At 60.7% G+C, this 18,811-nt stretch carries 17 protein-coding genes; 7 read left to right on the forward strand and 10 right to left on the reverse strand.

Features of this window, described 5'->3' with window-relative positions:
- Nucleotides 1-88: 88 nt before the first annotated feature.
- Nucleotides 89-991 (reverse strand): DMT family transporter, encoded by a 903-nt coding sequence (locus DW211_RS04910; RefSeq protein ID WP_118259604.1) that lies wholly within the window; start codon nucleotides 989-991, stop codon nucleotides 89-91.
- 158 nt (nucleotides 992-1,149) lie between these two features.
- Here DW211_RS04910 and DW211_RS04915 point away from each other — a divergent pair, with 158 nt between their 5' ends.
- Nucleotides 1,150-2,016, forward strand: coding sequence for a LysR family transcriptional regulator (locus DW211_RS04915; protein WP_118259605.1), 867 nt, complete (start codon nucleotides 1,150-1,152; stop codon nucleotides 2,014-2,016).
- Nucleotides 2,017-2,043: 27 nt separating this feature from the next.
- Here the strand turns inward: DW211_RS04915 and DW211_RS04920 are convergent, their stop codons facing one another.
- Nucleotides 2,044-3,426, reverse strand: a complete 1,383-nt coding sequence (locus tag DW211_RS04920) for an MATE family efflux transporter (RefSeq protein ID WP_117776027.1) — start codon at nucleotides 3,424-3,426, stop codon at nucleotides 2,044-2,046.
- Between the two features lie 191 nt (nucleotides 3,427-3,617).
- Between DW211_RS04920 and DW211_RS04925 the strand changes: the two genes are divergently transcribed.
- Nucleotides 3,618-4,430, forward strand: a complete 813-nt coding sequence (locus DW211_RS04925) for a putative RNA methyltransferase (RefSeq protein WP_118259607.1) — start codon at nucleotides 3,618-3,620, stop codon at nucleotides 4,428-4,430.
- Between the two features lie 126 nt (nucleotides 4,431-4,556).
- On the opposite strand, the gene DW211_RS04930 is transcribed toward DW211_RS04925, so the two are convergent.
- Complete coding sequence (locus tag DW211_RS04930; RefSeq protein WP_118259608.1) at nucleotides 4,557-4,958, reverse strand: hypothetical protein; 402 nt, start codon at nucleotides 4,956-4,958, stop codon at nucleotides 4,557-4,559.
- A 436-nt stretch (nucleotides 4,959-5,394) separates the two neighbouring features.
- Here DW211_RS04930 and DW211_RS04935 point away from each other — a divergent pair, with 436 nt between their 5' ends.
- Nucleotides 5,395-6,099 (forward strand): class I SAM-dependent methyltransferase, encoded by a 705-nt coding sequence (locus tag DW211_RS04935; protein WP_233540950.1) that lies wholly within the window; start codon nucleotides 5,395-5,397, stop codon nucleotides 6,097-6,099.
- 67 nt (nucleotides 6,100-6,166) lie between these two features.
- Here the strand turns inward: DW211_RS04935 and DW211_RS04940 are convergent, their stop codons facing one another.
- Nucleotides 6,167-6,463, reverse strand: coding sequence for a hypothetical protein (locus DW211_RS04940; RefSeq protein WP_055310006.1), 297 nt, complete (start codon nucleotides 6,461-6,463; stop codon nucleotides 6,167-6,169).
- A gap of 76 nt (nucleotides 6,464-6,539) precedes the next feature.
- Between DW211_RS04940 and DW211_RS04945 the strand changes: the two genes are divergently transcribed.
- The 4 genes from DW211_RS04945 to DW211_RS04960 all read left to right on the forward strand — a co-directional run bounded on the left by DW211_RS04945 (nucleotide 6,540) and on the right by DW211_RS04960 (nucleotide 13,007).
- Nucleotides 6,540-7,028 carry an N-acetyltransferase gene (locus tag DW211_RS04945; RefSeq protein ID WP_117716525.1) on the forward strand — a complete coding sequence of 163 codons (489 nt, stop codon included), beginning with the start codon at nucleotides 6,540-6,542 and terminating at the stop codon, nucleotides 7,026-7,028.
- Between the two features lie 257 nt (nucleotides 7,029-7,285).
- Nucleotides 7,286-9,289 carry a translation factor GTPase family protein gene (locus DW211_RS04950; protein ID WP_118259611.1) on the forward strand — a complete coding sequence of 668 codons (2,004 nt, stop codon included), beginning with the start codon at nucleotides 7,286-7,288 and terminating at the stop codon, nucleotides 9,287-9,289.
- A gap of 93 nt (nucleotides 9,290-9,382) precedes the next feature.
- Nucleotides 9,383-10,501: an AAA family ATPase gene (locus DW211_RS04955; protein WP_089572898.1), complete on the forward strand. Its 1,119-nt coding sequence runs from the start codon at nucleotides 9,383-9,385 to the stop codon at nucleotides 10,499-10,501.
- 10 nt (nucleotides 10,502-10,511) lie between these two features.
- Nucleotides 10,512-13,007: an excinuclease ABC subunit UvrA gene (locus tag DW211_RS04960; RefSeq protein ID WP_233540951.1), complete on the forward strand. Its 2,496-nt coding sequence runs from the start codon at nucleotides 10,512-10,514 to the stop codon at nucleotides 13,005-13,007.
- A 42-nt stretch (nucleotides 13,008-13,049) separates the two neighbouring features.
- Here the strand turns inward: DW211_RS04960 and DW211_RS04965 are convergent, their stop codons facing one another.
- From DW211_RS04965 to DW211_RS04990, 6 genes are all read right to left on the reverse strand, one after another.
- Nucleotides 13,050-14,150, reverse strand: a complete 1,101-nt coding sequence (locus DW211_RS04965) for an AAA family ATPase (protein WP_118259614.1) — start codon at nucleotides 14,148-14,150, stop codon at nucleotides 13,050-13,052.
- Between the two features lie 111 nt (nucleotides 14,151-14,261).
- Nucleotides 14,262-14,861, reverse strand: coding sequence for a tRNA (cytidine(34)-2'-O)-methyltransferase (locus tag DW211_RS04970; protein WP_118259616.1), 600 nt, complete (start codon nucleotides 14,859-14,861; stop codon nucleotides 14,262-14,264).
- Between the two features lie 94 nt (nucleotides 14,862-14,955).
- Nucleotides 14,956-16,086, reverse strand: a complete 1,131-nt coding sequence (locus tag DW211_RS04975; RefSeq protein WP_118259618.1) for a GTP-binding protein — start codon at nucleotides 16,084-16,086, stop codon at nucleotides 14,956-14,958.
- Nucleotides 16,087-16,172: 86 nt separating this feature from the next.
- A complete protein-coding gene (locus DW211_RS04980; protein WP_022093957.1) occupies nucleotides 16,173-16,514 on the reverse strand; it encodes an arsenate reductase family protein in 342 nt (113 codons plus the stop codon).
- 12 nt (nucleotides 16,515-16,526) lie between these two features.
- On the reverse strand, nucleotides 16,527-17,150 hold the full coding sequence (locus DW211_RS04985) for a flavodoxin family protein (RefSeq protein WP_117842948.1): 624 nt from the start codon (nucleotides 17,148-17,150) through the stop codon (nucleotides 16,527-16,529).
- A 111-nt stretch (nucleotides 17,151-17,261) separates the two neighbouring features.
- A complete protein-coding gene (locus DW211_RS04990) occupies nucleotides 17,262-18,791 on the reverse strand; it encodes a diguanylate cyclase domain-containing protein (RefSeq protein WP_118259619.1) in 1,530 nt (509 codons plus the stop codon).
- Nucleotides 18,792-18,811: the final 20 nt, after the last annotated feature.

The following is an 18,811-nucleotide window of genomic DNA, read 5'->3' on the forward strand; positions in this document are numbered from 1 at the left end:
GGGGCTCCTTTATGGCAGATGCTCTGTTGGCATCTATTGTAAAGGCGCACCGGTTGCCTTTATGCCGCGGCTGCATGAAGAGTGGGGTCTACGAGACGCGCTCGGGCGCTCCTGCCATGTGAGCGTGTCCTTGCGAGCGAAGGCACGGGAGCTCGACGGTTGCCACCATCACGCCGGTGAGGATGAGGGCGGCGCCAAAGAAGGCGATGGGGCTCAGGACCTCGCCGACCAGGAAGAACGAGAAGACGGCGGAGCAGACCGGCTCGAGCGAGAAGGCGAAGCCGGTGGTCTCGGCGGGCACGTGGGGCTGCACGAGCGTTTGGGTGATAAAGCCATAGGCAGAGCAGATGAGCGCGAGTGCGACGACGACCGCGACCTCGCTCGGCGTGCTGGGAAGCGTAAAGCCGCCAAAGGCAAATGCGGCGATGCCCGAGAACAGGCCGCCAAAGCCCAGCTGCCAAACGCCCAGAGCCAGCGGGTCGACATCTTCGACAAAGCGCTTCGCCACAATGATATGGCCGGCATAGACAAAAGCGGAGAGCAGCATGATGATCGCGCCGGGATTCAGGCTGGTAAAGTCGGCACCCGAGAGCAGCAGCATACCGCAGGTGACGATGGCGGTGCCGATGAGTACCTTGCGCTCGGGGGCGCGACGCAGCAGGGCGGCGTTGGCAAACGGCACGATCACGACCGTCAGGCTCTGTAAAAAGCCGGCGGTGGAGGCGGAGGTGAGGCTGGAGCCCAGGCACATGCAGGTGAGCTCGGTTGCCATGATGGCGCCGATGATGGCGGAGCGAATCATCACGTCACGGTTGATACGCAGCGCGTGCTTGTGGAAGAGCAGCAGGCAAGCTGCAAAGGCGATGATGCAGCGCAGCGCAACGATGCTCGTGGCGTTCATGCTGTCCATGCCGATCTTCATAAGGGGGTACGAAAAGCCCCATGCAACGGGAACGGAAAATGAGAGCGCGATTGCTTTTTTGCGATCCATGGGACTCCTTTTGTTACAGAACGGTTTCGCAAAAAGGATTCTGCTCCCAGATATGGATGTAGTAAAGCGAATGTATCTTCAGTATGATTAAGAAATACTAATGCTACTAGAAAAAGCGCTGGCAAAACGTTTTACGGCTATATCGATGTGGAGGCACGATGGCATCGCGGTATCAGATTGTTTGTATGGTGGTCGATCGCGGCAGTCTTAAGGGCGCGGCGGACGAGCTGGGCTATACGCAAAGTGCGGTGAGCCAGGCCGTCAAGGCGCTCGAGCGCGAGCTGGGTACCACGCTTATCGAGCGCGGCAAGCAGGGTGTCTCGCTTACGCGCGACGGTAAGCAGTATCTGCCGTATCTGCGCCAGATCGTAACTGCCGAGGCCGAGCTCGAGGGCAAACGCCAGGAGTTGCTGGGACTCTCCTCGACCGATATTCGCATTGCGACGTTTACCAACGTGAGCCGTACCGTGTTGCCGCGCGTGATTCGCGACTTTGGGGCCCTGCACCCGGGCGTGCACTTTATCCTCAAGCAGGGCGATTACACGCGCAATGCCCAGTGGGTGCACGATGGCGTGGTTGATTTTTGCTTTACGGCACGCGGGTTTACTGCTGGGCTCGAGAAGCGCGTGGTCTATCACGACGAGTTGGTAGCATTGTTGCCGGCCGCGCATCCGCTGACGGCAAAGGAAAAGGTGACACTCGCCGACCTGGCGTCCGAACCGTTTGTGTTACTGGATGAGGGCGAGCAGAGCCTGGTGCTCGATGCATTCGCGGCGCACGGGCTGTCGCCGCACGTGACGAGTGAGGTCACCGACGACTACACCATCATGGCGATGGTGGAGGAGGGCCTAGGCGTAAGTATGCTGTATCGCCGTACCGTCGAGGGCATGCGGGCCGATATCCGCGTACGTCCCATCGTGCATGCTCCCTCGCGCGACGTGGTGGCAGCTTGGCGCAGCTGGGACACCATGCCTATCGCCACGAGGCGTTTTATCGACTATATGAGCTCGCATATTGTCAATTAATGACTGGCGTGACGTTGAGTGCGGTGTTTAGCGGGCTGTCGCTTTGGCTTGGGCGGTGTGATAGGTGCGTGCCGGGTGGCAGAGCAATACCGCCACGACCATAAAGAATGCCGTGGTGCCCAGGCTGATGGGGTAGACCATCATGATGTTCGCAAAGGTACGGAAGTGCGGGAACACGCAGAATACCCAATAGAAGCGAATGCCGCAGACGCAGATCATGGTGATGAGGGCGGGCATGAGCGAGATGCCAAAGCCGCGCAGGTAGCCGGACATGTTTTCGTAAAACATGCTAAAGGCGTATGCCGGGAAGATCGAACACACGCGGATGTAGCCGATCGAGACGATGTTGGGGTCGCTGTTAAAGAGCGATAGGATCTCGCGCCCCAGACCGACGATAACGATAATCGTGGTGAGTGCAACGATACCGCCTTCGATCAGGCAGACCTTGAGCGTCTTGGTGCAGCGGTCGATCTGGCGAGCGCCGTGGTTTTGTCCCACAAAGGTGGTGCAAGCCTGGCTAAAGCTGTTGAGCAGGTTGTAGCACACGTACTCCAAGCTCATGGCGGCGCTTGATGCCGCCATGACCTCGGTGCCCAAGCTGTTGATGGCGGACTGGATGATGATGTTGGCGACGGCAAAGACAGCGCTTTGGATGCCGGCGGGCAGGCCGATCTTGACGATGCGCTTGAGGGCGACGGGGTCTAAGCCTAAGTCGCGTGGGGTGACGCGGACGACGGAGTCGGTCTTGAGCAGGTGGACAAAGAGTGTGGCGGCGCTGACGGTGTAGGCGATGGCGGTGGCGATGGCGACGCCCGTGACGCCCCAGTGGAGCACGGGGACAAAGATGAGGTCCAGGCCAATGTTGAGGACGGTGGACACGGCGAGCGCCTGCAGCGGCATGCGGGTGATGCCGACGGAGCGGAAGATCGCGGCCTCAAAGTTGTAGAGCAAGATCGAGGGCATGCTGAGCAAAAAGACGCGCAGGTAGAGCGAGGCGAGCGGCATGGTCTCGGCAGGCACGTTGAGCGCAGCGAGCATGGGCTCGGCAAAGATCTCGCCCAGTGCGATGACGACAAAGCCCACGAGCGCCATTAAAATCGAGGTATGGACGGCGCGTTTGACCATGTTCTGATCGTTGCGGCCGATAGCGTTGGCGATGACCACGTTGGAGCCAAGCGACATGCCAATAAAAAGGTTGAGCATAAGACTGGTAAGCGGAACATTGGAGCCGACCGCCGCCATGGCGAGGGTTCCCTGGTCGCCCGAGAAGTTACCGATGATGACCGTGGCGATGAGGTTCGACAGCTGCTCCAAGATGCTCGTGGCGGCCACGGGGAAGGCGAACAGGGGAATATTGCGCCATAGCGAGCCGGTGGTCATGTCAATGTGCTTAGATGCGGTGCCTGCCATACGCTCTCAATCTCTAATATGCTCTTTCGTGCTTATTTGCGCAGACGATGATACTCCTAATGCAGCCAGCCGGCACTTAGGGACGTTCCTTTTCTGTCGGCAGCTGGGGACACTCCTTGTCTCTTCTATGACTAGGTGGGGAAGGCGTGCGACAATGGTGGGCGTTGTGTTGTTCGCGCTAAGGAGTTGCCATGTTGTTGTGTCCCGTTTGCCATGAGCCGTTGGTGGACGACGAGCGCGGTGCTGCATGTGCGGGTGGACACCGGTTTGACCGTGCGCGCGAGGGCTATCTGTATCTGCTGCGCTCGTCCAAGAGCGGCGACTCCATGGGCGATCCCAAGTCGCAGGCGCGCAGCCGTCGTGACTTTCTGAACCGTGGATACTATGCGCTGTTGCGCGATGCGATGGTCGAGCTGGTGCGCGAGCGGGTGTCTGAACGTGCCGCGTCTACGAACGGCCCCATGACCTTGCTCGATATTTGCTGCGGCGAGGGCTACTACACCAGCGCCATGGGTGCGGTGCCGGGCGTGGACGCTTACGGGTTCGACTTGGGCAAAGAGATGGTGCGCCTGGCCGCCAAGCGCGGCGATGCGACCTATTTTGTGGCCAACATGAAGGATATCCCCGTGGCTGATGGCGCCTTTGATATGGTGACCGAGCTCTTTGCTCCCTTTAACGAGCGTGAGTTTTCTCGCGTGCTGGCGCCCGGGGGCTCGCTCTACACCGTGGTGCCGGGTGCCCGTCATCTGTTTGGGCTCAAGGAGGTGCTCTACGACACGCCATATCTCAACGACGAGAAGCTGCCGAAGACTACCGAGCTCGAGTTGGTCGGAACGCAGCGGGTGTCTGCGAACATTACGCTCCAGACCCAGGCCGATATCGAGGCAGTGTTCCAGATGACGCCGTACTACTACCGCACGCGCCCTGCCGACAAAGAGCGCCTGGCAAACCTGGACACCCTTCAGACCGATATCGACTTCATCATCGCCGAGTACCGCCACTAACCTACCAAAAAGGGACAGGTTTATTTTGGCAGGTTTTATCTAGGCAAACGTAAAGGGCCGACCGCGGAGATGTGCGATCGGCCCTTGTTGGTTGCTTGGATGTAGGGGTCAGTGGAAGGCAAGTGCCTACAGGCGATCCTTGTTCTCGGCTTTAACGGCGTGAGCCTGCTGAACAAAGAACAGGTCGTACACCACGATGACAAAGGCGCCATAGTTGATGGCGTCGCCGCCAAACGCGGGAAGCGTGAGCACGGCCTGCGCAATCGTGGCGATTGCGGCGACGATGCCGAGCTTAAACGCGCCATCCACCTGCGAAGGCTTGTTGGCGCCCTTGATGCCCGCAACACCTGCGGCAAGATCGACAAGACCCTTGATGACAAGTACGGCCGCGGCGAGCATGGCGTTCGGCCCGTACGTGGAATCGAGACTGCCTCGGGCGATGCCGACGCCGGCGATGACGAGGCTGGCGATGCCCAAAACAAAGTAAATGAGGGCAAGGATTTTGAGTGTCTTGCGAGCGTAGCTCATGGCTGGATCCTTTCGATACGAGTACGGCCGATCTGGCGTACCCCCTGTGCTGCACATATGGTGAAGCACATTGTAGTTCAACGCGGCGGCGCATGCGTCTGAAAGCGCTTTAGGCCTGCGCACCTCAACCTTTCAAAAAGGAAAGCTGGACGTAAGTCAAATCGATGGCAGCTCATGCGCGGCGCTGCGATGATGGAGTCGTAACAAGGAGCTGGTCTAAGGAGGAGCCATGATGTACGGAACAGGGCAGGCACGCGAGCCGCAATCATTGGGAAGGCGCATGAGCGATTCTGTGATCGCTGCCGTGTGCACGGGATTGATGGCGGTGCTTTGCATTGGGATGCTGTGGGCCATGTCGCATGTGGGACAATAGCGGACGGTTGGGTGCCGACACATGCGGCGCTCACGTATCCGTTTTGCTTGTGAAGGAGTGTCCATGGGCGTTGTCGACCCCTTTTCTGTTGCTCGGGCCGCGGGGCTTGAGCTGATCGGGAACCCCGAGGGCCTCACGCTCACCGACGGCGCGATGGAGCTGCGCGCCGATTTTGTCCGCATGCTTCCACGGCTCAAGCAGGGCCGTTTGCAGCAAGAGCTACTGGTGAAGGCTGCGCGCACAAAAGGCATCGAGCAACCATGGGCGATTGACGCCACGGCAGGCTTTGGCGAGGATTCGCTGCTGCTGGCGGCAGCGGGCTTTACCGTCGATCTGTATGAACAGGACTGCGTGATCGCGGCGCTCCTTCAGGATGCCCTGGGTCGCGCGGCAGATGATCCGGCGCTTGCGGCTGCCGTGGCGCGCATGCGCTTACATGCGGGCGAGGACAGTGTTGCCGGCCTTCGCCATACGGCTGAGCTGGTCGAGCGTGGTGAGTTCGCGGCTCCCGACGTGGTGTATCTGGACCCCATGTTTCCCGAGCGCACCAAGAGCGCGGCGGTTAAAAAGAAGTTCCAGCTCTTGCACCATTTGGAGCAGCCGTGCGCCGATGAGGGGACGCTGGTCGAGGCTGCGCTTGCGGTACGTCCGCGCAAGGTCGTTATCAAGCGGCCGGTGAAGGGGCCGCTGCTTGCCGGCGTTAAGCCGAGCTATCAGCTTGCGGGCAAGGCCGTCCGCTACGATGTTTTGGTGCCGCCGCGCCCGTAGCCTGCGTGCGATGGCCGGCGATGTGTCGGTGCCGTGCCGCTGCGTGAGCGTCGCGCCGATGCGGCGCCTATTTCCAAGGGTGCGACGTCAGGTGCCACCCGCCGCAGTATTCACATTTGTAGCAGGCCAAGCCACGTCGTCCACGGTTTTCGCAGTCGGCCATAACGGCCTCGGCCTCGGCGCGTGTGTCGTAGCGGTTTTTGCGCTCGCACGACTTGTAGCGCCAAGCCTCATCGCGCTCGGCGTCCAGGGCATCGCGGCGCTCGTCCTCGCGCGCAAACAGGTCGCTCATATCGCCGCCGGTGGCAGCGCCCAAAAACTCGCTTTTGGCCTTTGACCAGGCGGCTCGCTTTTTGCTTCCCATCTGCTTCGTGCCCTTTTCAAACGCTGGTATCATTGCCCAATCAAAGTGATACCAATAAACGTGAGGTCGCCGCGTGATGATCAGAAAAACCCTCGATACCGACATTCCCGCCGTCATGGCTATCTATGACGCCGCCCGCGCCTTTATGCGCGCGCATGGCAACGCCACGCAGTGGCCCGAGGGCACGCCTTCGGCCGAGCAGTTGGCTGCCGATATCGCCGCCGGTGGCAGCTATGTGTGCGAAGTCGACGGTCGCGTGGTGGCGACGTTTGCCTTTTTGCCGGGCCCGGACGAGTGCTATGACGTCATCGAGGACGGTCAGTGGCGTAGCGACACTCCGTACGCCGTACTGCACCGCGTGGCGTCCGACGGCACCGTGCACGGTATCGCGGCCGCGATGTTTGCCTTTGCCAAGGCGCGCGCTGACCACCTGCGTATCGACACGCACGCGGACAACCTGCCCATGCAGGGCGCGAGCATGAAAGCGGGGTTCGAGCGCGCCGGCGTCGTGTATGTGTCGGACGGCACGCCGCGTGTTGCGTTCGACTGGCTGCGCGAGGCATAAGAGCGAGGACGCGTATCAACAATCCATGTACATGAAAATGGCCCCGGGTGGGGCCATTTTTGGTCGCTGCGCTGTTAGGGGAGGTGCCGGCTTTCGCAAGGCGCGAACCTACGAAAATCGCCGCGCGGCAACGCGGGGCGATGAGCTCGGTCGGGGGATAGGGCCCGCTTCGCCCACCGGCCCGTAAATTGTATCATCCAGTGTGGAGCGTGAACGCCCGTTGCCGCGTGCGATGGGCTTGCAATAAGAGGAGAGCCATGTCGAAGCAAGCGGTCGTTGGAATCTTGGCGCATGTCGATGCCGGCAAGACCACGTTGGCCGAGGCCATGCTGTTCAACGCGGGCCGCATTCGCAAGCGTGGCCGCGTGGACGATGGCGATTCGCATCTGGACACTAACACGATCGAGCGCGAGCGCGGTATCACGATTTTCTCGTCGCAGGCCGTGCTCGACCACGGCGATACCCACGTCATGCTCGTGGATGCTCCCGGCCATGTCGATTTTTCTGCCGAGGCGGAGCGCACACTGCGTGCCCTGGACTACGCGATTCTGGTGGTGGGCGCCAACGATGGCGTGCAGGGGCACACCGAAACCCTGTGGCGCCTGCTTGCACGCTATGACATCCCGACGTTCATCTTCATCAACAAGATCGATTTGGAGAATCCCAGCCGCGATGTTTTGCTGGCACAACTCGGGCAGCGTCTTTCCGAGGGCTGCCTGGATGCCAACGAGCTGCTGGCGGGCGCCGCCGTTCAGGAGGACGCTGCTGCGTTGGACGAAGCGGCGCTCGAGGAGTTTCTTGAAGCGGGTGAGCTTTCTGTCGCAACGCTGTCGCGCATGGTTGCCGAGCGCAAGCTCTTTCCCTGCTTTGCCGGCTCGGCGCTCAAGGACCAAGGCGTTGACGAGCTACTGGATGGTATATGCGCGCTGATGCGTGAGCAGGCGTGGCTCCCGGAGTTTGCCGCGCGCGTCTATCGTGTCAGCCGCGGGGATCGTGGCGAGCGCTTGGCTTGGGTTAAAGTGACCGGCGGCACGCTGCGCGCAAAACAGATGATCAGCGGGCGTTCCAGTGCCGAGGCGTGGGAACAGAAGGTCGATCAGGTACGCATCTATAACGGCGAGAAGTATGAGCTTGCCCAAGAAGTTGCTGCTGGCGGTATTTGCGCCGTGACGGGTCTTGCGCACGTTCGCCCAGGGGACGCCCTGGGCGCGGAGCCCGCGGGCGATGCGCCCGTCATCGCTCCGGTCCTCACCTATACGGTGCTGCCGGGCGAACACGACGTTCATGCGGTGTTTAAAGCGCTGAGTGAGTTGGCGGACGAAGATCCCATGCTCGGCGTAAGCTGGAATACGCATCTTGAGCAGATCCATTTGCAGTTGATGGGCGCCGTGCAACTCGAGGTCGTGCAGCGGGTGTTGGCCGATCGCTTTGGCCTTTCGGTTGCGTTTGAGCCCGGCGGCATTCTCTATAAGGAGACTATTTCGCGGCCGGTCGAGGGCGTGGGCCACTTTGAGCCGCTGCGCCACTATGCCGAGGTGCATCTGCGCCTGGAGCCGTTGCCGGCGGGTTCGGGTGTGCAGTTTGGCACCGTGACCTCGACCGACGAGCTCGATCTTAACTGGCAGCGTTTGGCACTCACCAACGCTATGGAGCGCGACCACCTGGGCGTGCTGACGGGCTCGCCCATCACCGATGTGCGCATTACGCTCACGGGCGGCCGCGCGCATGCCAAACACACCGAGGGCGGCGATTTTCGCCAGGCCACGTATCGCGCGATTCGCCAGGGTTTGATGCAGGCGCGCGAGGTCGGCGCAGACGTGTTGCTGGAGCCGTGGTACCACTTTGAGCTCGAGGTGCCGGGGGAGTGCGTGGGCCGGGCGTTGTCAGATGCCACACGCATGGGTGCCGAGTACGAGCCGCCGACGATGGCGGGAGACCGAGCGAAGCTTGTGGGTCGCGTGCCGGCATCCGAGGTGCAGGATTACGCGCTGGAGGTGGCTGCCTACACGAGCGGGCGCGGTCATCTGTACCTGGAGTTCGCCGGTTATGCGGCTTGCCATGATGCCGAGCGCGTAATCGAGACGGCCGCCTATGAGCCCGAGGCCGATCTGCCCAACACGCCCGACTCGGTCTTTTGCTCTCACGGTGCCGGCTACACGGTCAAATGGTACGACGTACCCGCCGCGGCGCACGTAAAGATCGATCCCACCACCTTCCGCCCCTGGCGAGCAGCAGACGCCGAGTTTTTCGGCCACATGTGACAAAGGGACAGCCCCTTTGTCACATGCTATTGGTATAACTCAGTATAAGTTGGTATAACTGTTACCAGGGTTTGCCAATCCGAGGAGGCCGATATGAATCCAAATCCCTTTAAGCCCACAGCTGGTAAGCGGCCTCCGATACTCATCGGTCGCGAGTCGGTCATCGAAGATTTTGAGGAAGGGCTCGACAACGGCGCCGGAGCGCCGGGCAGGCTCATGCTCATTACGGGAAACCGCGGCTGTGGCAAAACGGTTCTCCTGCGGGAGCTGCAACGTCTAGCCAGCGAGCGCGGATGGGCGGTTGTCTCCGATTCCGCTTCGCTTGGTTTGTGCGACCGCTTGGCCGACGCGCTTCGCTCGAATAAACCCGTTGTGACGTCAATGGAGTTTGGGCCGTCGTTTGGCCGGATGTCGGTCGAGGCGGCGCGGGCAAAAGGCGAGACATTGCGAGGGCTGGTCAACGAGCGTCTCAAGAAGCTCGGTCCGGGCAAGGGCGTCTTGTTTGCGATTGACGAGGCACAATCGGTGTCTATCGAGGAACTGGCGGCTCTTGCCGTCCTCTATCAGCAGGTGCTCGGAGACCAGGATGCCACGGGCTTGCCCGATAGCGACCAGCGCGGTCTTGCGCTGGCGTTCGCCGGCTTGCCCAGTATGGTTGACGATCTGCTCGAAGAGCCGAGCGTGACGTTTTTGCGGCGTGCCCAGCAGCGTACGTTGGGGGCAATATCTTTGCCCAAAGTGCGCGATTCGTATATCCAGACGGTCAAAGACGCTGGTCTTTACGTTGACGCGGAGACGGCGGACCTTGCGGCGCGCAAGAGCATGGGGCATCCCTATATGGTTCAGCTGGTGGGCTATTACATGTGGCGGTCTGCTGTCCGGCGTGGCTCGCAGGTCATCGAAAGGCGCGATGTCGAGAATGGCCATGCGGATGCCGTCTCCGAGTTCTACGAAGCGGTTGACGCACCTCTGTATTACGGTCTGCGCAGCCCTCAGCGCCTCTTTATCGAGGCTATGGCGGTTGACGAGGACAAGCCGACGCGCACGGCGGATATCATTGAGCGCTGCGACCGTACCCAGAGCTGGGCGAGTAAATATCGCGCAAGCCTGATTCGCGAGCGCGTCATCGAGGCCGCCGGATACGGCCTTGTGCGGTTTACCGTGCCCATGCTGGGCGAGTATATCCGCGACCGCGTTTTATGGCATGAGTAGGGTGATAAAGGTGACGGAACAGAAGATGAGCCCGCAGGCTATCGAGGTGCGCGGTGCACGTGTCCACAATCTCAAGGACATCGATATCGATATTCCGCTGGGGAGGCTCGTGGGCATTGCCGGCGTGTCGGGCTCGGGCAAGAGCTCGCTGGCGCTGGGAGTTCTTTATGCCGAGGGCTCGCGCCGTTACCTGGAGGCGCTCAGCGCCTATACTCGACGTCGCCTAACGCAGGCCGAGCACGCTCAGGTGGATGAAGTCCTGCACGTGCCGGCGGCGCTCGCGCTGCACCAGCGCCCCAGTGTGCCAGGCGTGCGCTCGACCTTTGGTACCATGACCGAGCTCAACAACAGCCTGCGTCTGCTCTTTAGCCGTTGCGCCCATCACGTGTGCCCGCACTGCGGGGCGCGCGTGGAGCCGAGCCTTAACGTGGCTGCGGGCCTGTCGCTTACGTGCTCCACGTGCGGCCGCGAGTTCTACGCGCCGGGTGCCGAGGACCTTGCCTTTAACAGCGGCGGCGCGTGTCCCACCTGCGGCGGCACCGGTGTCATGCGCGAGGTGGACGAGGCGAGCCTGGTGCCCGACGAGTCAAAGACCATCAACGAGGGCGCAGTGCTTCCCTGGGGCACGCTCATGTGGGATCTGATGAAGCAGGTGGCCGGCGAGATGGGCGTACGCACCGACGTGCCGTTTAACCAGCTCACGCCTGCCGAGCGCGATATCGTGTTTCATGGTCCGGCGGTTAAGAAGCATATTCTCTACGTTCCCAAAAACGGCGAGGGCGCCACGCCGCTCGACTTCACCTATTACAACGCCGTCTATACGGTCGAGAATGCGCTCGCCAAGGTTAAGGACGATAAGGGACTAAAGCGCGTGGCTCGCTTTTTGCGCGAGGGCCCGTGCCGCGATTGCGGCGGCACGCGTCTCTCCGAGGTTGCGCGCCAGCCCCAGGTGCGCGGTATCAATCTGGCGCAGGCCGCGGCCATGACGTTGGGTGAGGCGATTGAGTGGGTGCGCGGGGTGCCCGCATCCTTGCCGGCCGAGATGCAGCCCATGGCAGTGGATATCTGCGATTCGTTTTTGAGCACGGCCCGTCGCCTGGTCGACCTGGGGCTCGATTACCTCTCGCTCGACCGCGCCGGTGCCACGCTCTCCACGGGTGAGCGTCAGCGCGTGCAGCTCGCCCGCGTGGTGCGCAACCGATCGACGGGCGTGCTCTATGTGCTGGACGAGCCCTCGATTGGCTTGCATCCTGCCAATGTCGACGGCTTGGTGGGCGTAATGCGCGATCTGGTGGATGACGGCAACACCGTGGTTGTTGTCGACCACGATACGCGCGTACTAGCGGAAGCCGACTATCTGGTTGAGATGGGCCCCGTTGCCGGAGCAGGCGGCGGTAATGTGATTGCCACTGGCACGGTGGACGAGGTCGAACAATCGCAGGGCAGCCGCATCGCCCCGTTTTTGCGCGCAGAGTCCAAGCGCTTGCGCCCGCAGGTGTCCGACGAGGAAATGTTCGACCGGGGCCATATCCGCATGGCGACCGATACCATCCATACCGTCAAGCCGCTTGAAGTCGATATCCCGCGCGGTCGCTTGGTCGCGGTGACGGGCGTTTCGGGTTCGGGTAAGACGACGTTGGTGCTCGAGACGCTCATTCCGGCACTCAAGGCGCAGGCAGCCGGCGAGCGCCTGCCGGGGCACGTGCGTTGGGTCGATGCCGAGGGCATTGCCCGTGCAAATCTGATTGACGCTACGCCCATCGGCGCCAACGTGCGCTCGACGGTGGCAACTTATGCCGACATCCATGATGAGCTGCGCCGCGCCTTTGCCCGTACGCCTGAGGCCAAGGCGGCAGGGTATAAGGCGGGCGCCTTTAGCTACAACACCGGCGCCTTGCGCTGCCCTACGTGCGATGGCACGGGTTCGATATCGCTCGACGTGCAGTTTTTGCCCGATGTCGAGATCGTCTGCCCGTCATGTCGTGGCTCACGCTATGCAGACGCGGCCTCGCATATCCATCGCGAGGGCAAGGACGGGAGCCTGCTTACGTTGCCGCAGCTCATGGACATGAGTGTGGACGAGGCCCTCGACGCTACGGTGGGGCTCAAGAAAGTTCAGGCGCGCTTACAGACCCTGCACGACCTGGGCTTGGGTTATCTCACGCTCGGCGAGCCCACGCCGGCGCTTTCGGGCGGCGAGGCGCAGCGTCTTAAGCTTGCGAGCGAGATGGGCCGCGTGCAGGATGATGCCGTGTTCGTGTTCGACGAGCCCACGATCGGCCTTCATCCGCTCGATGTTCAGGTGTTGCTGAGTGTGTTTGACGGCCTCGTTGCCAAGGGTGCTACAGTTGTCGTGATCGAGCACGACCTCGACCTTATCCGTAATGCCGATTACGTGATCGATATGGGCCCGGGCGGTGGCGATGCGGGCGGGCGAGTCGTCTGCGCCGGCACGCCGGGCGACATCGCGGCCTGCTCCAAGAGCATTACTGGCCGCTACCTATAACTGAATGTGACAAAGGGGCAGTTCCTTTGTCACATCCGATGCCTATTTCACGCATTGAACGGCGAGATAGTCGCGGAAGAACGGTAATTCAAAAGCGACGATTCCGCGCCCGCGTTCTCCAATGATGCCGGCGTCTATCATGCGGCGTCGGTAGCGGGAGACCTGTTGCGGCGAACGCTTAAGGCGCTCGACAAGGTCAGCGGTGGTGGACTCTTCCTCGTCATCGAGCATGGCGATGAGAAATCGCTTGTCCTCTGCAGTGAGTTCCCGATAGGTCGCCGCGAGGATCCGGTCGTCCATTTCATCGCGTGCGATTTTGATTCCCTGGTCAAAGTCGCGAGATGATATTTCCCTCGAGTTGCTCGTGAGATCCCAGGCGCGGTAACCCACAAGCTGCAAAAGGAAGGGAAAGCCCGAAATCGAGCGAACGGCCTTGTCGATTCCCTCGGCATCCGCCAAACGGTCGTTTTCCTGGATCGTTCGGATCAAGGCCTCGCGTACATCGTAGTCGGCGATACGCCCCAGATGATATTGCTGGGCGCGGCGAAGGAACGAGACCGTCTTGTGGTTCAGCAACGTCGAGACGTTGTTGGGAAGCCCCGCCATGAGTAGGGCGACGCGTTTCCCATCGGTCACAAAGTGCTGATACGTGGCTGCGAGCTGGATCATTTCGTCGAGCATCGGGTCGACCTCATCAACCGTGACGAGCAGACCCGTGCCCGCTTCGTTGAGCTGGTCGATGATGTCGCTCATGCGATAACGCCAAGTCGAGGCATCGTGAACGCGATTGACCTCGATACTGCCGAGCGGTGCAATTCCGAGACCGGTGACTTCGAAGTTGTTAGACGGGTCGATGAGATGGCCTGCAGCACGTTTCGCCCCGAGCTCGATTTCCTCAAGCATTCCCGAGAGCGCGGTCGTCTTTACCGCTATCCATCCGTGGGATTCCGCTCTTGTCGCGAGCGATGACATGAGTGCGGTTTTACCGGTTCCACGCGCGCCTGAGAAGATCGAGGTCAATTCCGGGCGTCTGCGCTGGCTCAAGAAGGCACGGTCCAAATCCCGAATAATCTGTTGTCTGCCGGCGAGATGGGCAGGAACCTCACCAAAACTGGGGGTAAACGGGTTCTCGAGATACTCCACAAGGCGCTCCTTTCACACCGCCGTTTAACTTCATTTTATTCTAGTTAATTCTGATTAAAAGCGATGGCTCGTTATTTGGTGCATCAATGTGACAAAGGGACTGTCCCTTTGTCACATTCCGGGGAAGTTTGTCTGGCGCAGGGCCTCGTAGAGGACGATGGCGGCGCTGTTGGAGAGGTTGAGTGCGCTGATGCGGTAGTCGTTCGGGTCGACGAAGTTGCCGCAGATATCCTGCCGAAGGATGGCCCCGTGGCTATCCTCGGTATGCCCGAGCGCCTCCTCGTGGGCCTCCCAGGCCTCGGCGTTATCGAGTGAGTCGCAATCGCGCAGCATAGGAATGCGCTCGCAGCATGTGGGCGCCGCGGCGAGCAGCTCTTCGGGAATCCCCGAGCTCTCGCTGCCAAAGATCAGATAGTCGCCCTCGCGGTAGGTGCTTTGTGCATAGGTGCGGCGTGCCTTTTTGGTCAGCAGGTGCAGGCGCTCGTCGGCAGGGGAGAGGCCGTTGCGAGCAAGGAAATCCTCCCAGCCGGCATAGGTCGTCACGTCCAAGTTTTGCCAGTAGCCCAGGCCGGCGCGACGCACCGTCTTGTCGTCGAGCGAAAAGCCCAGTGGCTCCACCAGATGCAGGCGGGTGCCGGTAACCACGCAGGTGCGGCCGATATTGCCCGTATTGGCCGGAATCTCGGGCGCATACAGCACAATGTTGAACATGAATCTCCTTGGCTCAGAACGAAAAACCACCACGAAGGGCACCTTCGTGGTGGTTTGGCGGTTACGTAGGCGGAAAATGCCCGCTTGGATAAACCTAGGCGCGGTGCCAGTCGGTCAGGCAGGCATCGAGGGAGGCGATGAGCGCATCCTTGTCCATGTGACGGCCGATGATGCACAGGCTCGTCATGCGGTCGCCCGTTTCGTCGTCCCAAATCTGCATGATCTCGGGGTTCTCGTCGATGATCTTCTGCTTCTCGCCCTCGGGCGCGGAGTCAACGAACAGACCGTTCTCCATCAGGCGCATTTGGTGGCCTGCCTGCTCGAACATGTAGCACATGTCCGGATTGCCGGTCTGCCACAGCGGACCCTTGACGCGGATGACCTCGTCGGGCCACTCCTGCTCAACAAAATCGGTGAATTTCTGCAGGTCAAACGGCTTGCGGCGCGAGTAGACGAAAGTCTCGATGTCGTACTCGAGCACCTCGGGGTCGTCGTGCTCCTCGGGATGCTCCATGGCCTCGATCCAAGCGGCGGAGTTGTAGGCGCGCATAAAGTCGAAGCGGTCGGTGTCGAGCAGTTCCTCCATGGGGACCTCGCCGTTTTGGGCCTCGACAATCACGGCGTCCTTCTGCAGGCTGCGCACGATGGCCTTGAGCTCGGCGATCTGCTCGGGCGTGACGGTATCGGTCTTGTTGAGGATCAGCGTGGAGCAAAACTCGATCTGCTGGATGAGCAGGCTCTCGATGTCGTCCTCGTCGATATCCTCAGCCAGCAGGTCGCGACCGCCGTTGAACTCGTCGTACATGCGGGCGCAGTCGACCACTGCCACGATGTTGTCGAGGGCGAGCTTGGGCTCGCCGCCCACCTTGGCCTCGTCGCAGAAGCTCGAGATGGTGTAGGCGATGGGGATAGGCTCGCAAATACCCGAGGCCTCGATGATGATGTAGTCAAACTTGCTCGAGTCGGCGATGCCCTGCAGCTGGTTGGCCAGGTCGTCCGAAAGCGTGCAGCAGATGCAGCCGTTGGTGAGCGGGATGAGGTCGTCGGTCTCGGAAAGGCCGCCGTCGGCGATGAGGCTGGCGTCGACGTTGATCTCGCCGATATCGTTGACGATCACGGCGGCGCGGATGCCGCCGTCGTTAGCGAGGATGTGGTTGAGCAGCGTGGTCTTACCGGCACCGAGGTATCCGGTGAGCATGATGATCTTCACGGGTTTGTTGGGCATGTGCCCTCCTTTGTTAGACATGGCTTACAGTTGAATCTTATGCCAAACGCCTGCTCTTATACCCACGCGCTGGCAAATAACACAGGCTACTCCCAGGCTCCCCATACGTCGGGACAATAGCCGACGGTGGCCTTTTTGCCGTTGCGCACGATGGGTTCGGCCAGAACCTGCTGGTTCTCGAGCAGCTTGTCGAAGCGCTGGCTGGGGGTGAGGTGCTGGATGAGCGCGAGCGTCTCCTCGTCCTTGGCCTTGGGGTTGAGCAGCTTGTCGATGCCGCCGACCGCCTGCATCACGCTCGTGAGCTCGCCCTTGCTCATCTCCTTTTCCTTCAGGTCGATAAACTGCACCTTAATACGGCGCTCCTTAAAATAACGCTGCGCCTTCTTGGTATCGAAGGACTTCTTAGTCCCGAAAATTTGAATATTCACGGTCCCGCCGTTCTATCGAATGAAGTTGGTGCGCTCGCGATCGGCTTCGGGGGCTTCGATGCCAGCGGCCTTTCCTGCTTCGATGCAACGAAGGAGCCAGGCCATGTTTTTGCCGATGTTTCGCATGGTGGCCAGACCCTCGGCATCTCCATCGGCCTCGCCCGGCGCAGCGCCAAAGACGTTGTTCCAGTAGGTGGAGGCGACCACGGGCATCTGGTTGATGGTGAAGTACTTGTTGAGTACATCGAACGTTGTCGACGTACCGCCGCGACGGGCGACGGCGACGGCAGCGCCCGGCTTGTGTGCAAAAGCTTTGCTACCGGCATAGAATGCGCGATCGAGTGCCGAGAGAATGCGGCCGCTGGGGTGCGCGTAGTAGACAGGCGAGCCAAAGACAAAGCCGTCGGCCTGTTCGGCGGCAGCGATCAGCTCGTTGACCACGTCGTCGTCAAAGGTGCAGCGACCGCCAAGCTTGCCACACTGGCCGCAACCGATGCAATCGCGAATGGGCTTGGCGCCCAGCTGAAACACCTCGGTATCAATGCCTTCTGCATTAAGTTGCTCTGCGACCTCGGTGAGTGCGCGGGCGGTGTTGCCGTTTGCCTTGGGGCTGCCATTGACCAAAAGAACCTTCATCACAAACTCCCTCTGCTGTCGGTGACTTCTGCGGAGGATTATCCCACGAGAGGGTAGATGGCGTGGGGCGCGATGTGAAACGGCTTGTGTTTCACATCGCGCCCCATAACGCTAGTCCAGCTTGGTGCCCGGTACTTGTGGTGCCTCTTCAAGTAGCGCTTTGAGCTCGTTCAAAATGGAAACGGGCTGTCGGTCGACGGCATCTAGATGAAGTGTGGCCACACGAATGGGCGGCTGATATTCAAATGAGCCAAAGAGTACGGGCGACCCCAAGAACCGCTCGATTTCTTCTGCGATCGCGTCGGTCTCTTCGGGATCAAGGTCATCGAAAAGCGCCACGAACATCGGTCCGGTCGAGCGGAACAGACGGCCCTTGCCGCGCGAACAGTCCATGAGGCAGGCGGCACTTTCTGCCAAAACGCGGTCGCCCGCATCAAAGCCAAAGCGGGCATTGACCTTGGCGATGTCGTCGATTTTGATGGCGACCAGGCCTGCCTTGCGCGCCACGCGACGCATTTCGCCAATGGCGTTGACCAGGGCGTGGATATCGCCCAGGCCGGTCACGGAATCGGTCGTATCCGCCAAGCTTCGGTTGATGATAATGCCCACATACATGTTGGGCTCGGTTTCGGTGCTATCCAAGCGGTAGCCCGTACACTCGCACAGCGCATATTTACCAGCGGTATTCATGACGCGATACTGCATGTAATGGAAGTGCCACGCGCCGTTTACCACCATATCGAGCTCGCTGCGCACGTTGTCGCGGTCCTCGGGGTGAACGCGGGCGAGCCACATATCGAGCGAGTTATAGGGATGCTGGGAGGGCAGGTCAAAATCGCGCACGGCATTAATCGACCATTGCGATTCGCCGGTATCGAGGTTAAGGATAAACGGATAGCGCGTCTCGGAGCTCATGGAGATCGCTTGGAACACCCGGTCGTTGCAGGGAGGCTGATCGGCGATCGGGCGCATGGATGCGTCGTTTTCCTTCGGCTGCTGCACACGGTGCATGAGCTTGTAGCGATACATTGTGCGGTCGGCGTCCATGGTCATCTGGCGACGCGTATCGCCAGCGAGTGGGTCGACGCGCGAGCAGCCAAAGCTAAAGCTAGCGATCATGGGCGCTTTGCCGCCCGATGTTGCCTCGATAAGGTCGGTGCGCGTCCGCTCCAGGCGCTGCTCGAGTTCGGCTTCATCTGTCGTGGGGGATACGAGTACAAATTCGTCTCCACCGATACGGAACAGCAGGTCATTGGGTTCCATTGTCTCGGTGAGTGCACGGCAGATGCCCAGAATGTAGCGGTTGCCCTCGGTGTGGCCAAACGTATCGTTGCAATGCTTAAGGCGATCGATATCGATATAAGCGCAGGTGAAGGGGGTGCCTTTGTGCCAAAGCAGCTCGGCATAACGGTGGAGTCCAGCACGGTTGCCAAGATTGGTGAGCGAATCGATATAGGCGCCGCGCTCAAGCAGCTCGCGTTCTTGCTGCAGGATGGCAAATGTCTTCTGTAGCTGCTCGCCGATGGCGCACAGCTCCGTGGGCAGCGCGGCAACATCGAGCTCGGCGGTCGAGACCCCGTTCGCAAGTCGCTGAAGATAGGCAATGATCGATTGCTCGCCCAGGCGATACGACTCGTTCATGATGGATAACCTCCTTGGGC

It is taken from the genome of Collinsella sp. AM18-10, from assembly GCF_003471585.1.
GTDB lineage: Bacteria > Actinomycetota > Coriobacteriia > Coriobacteriales > Coriobacteriaceae > Collinsella.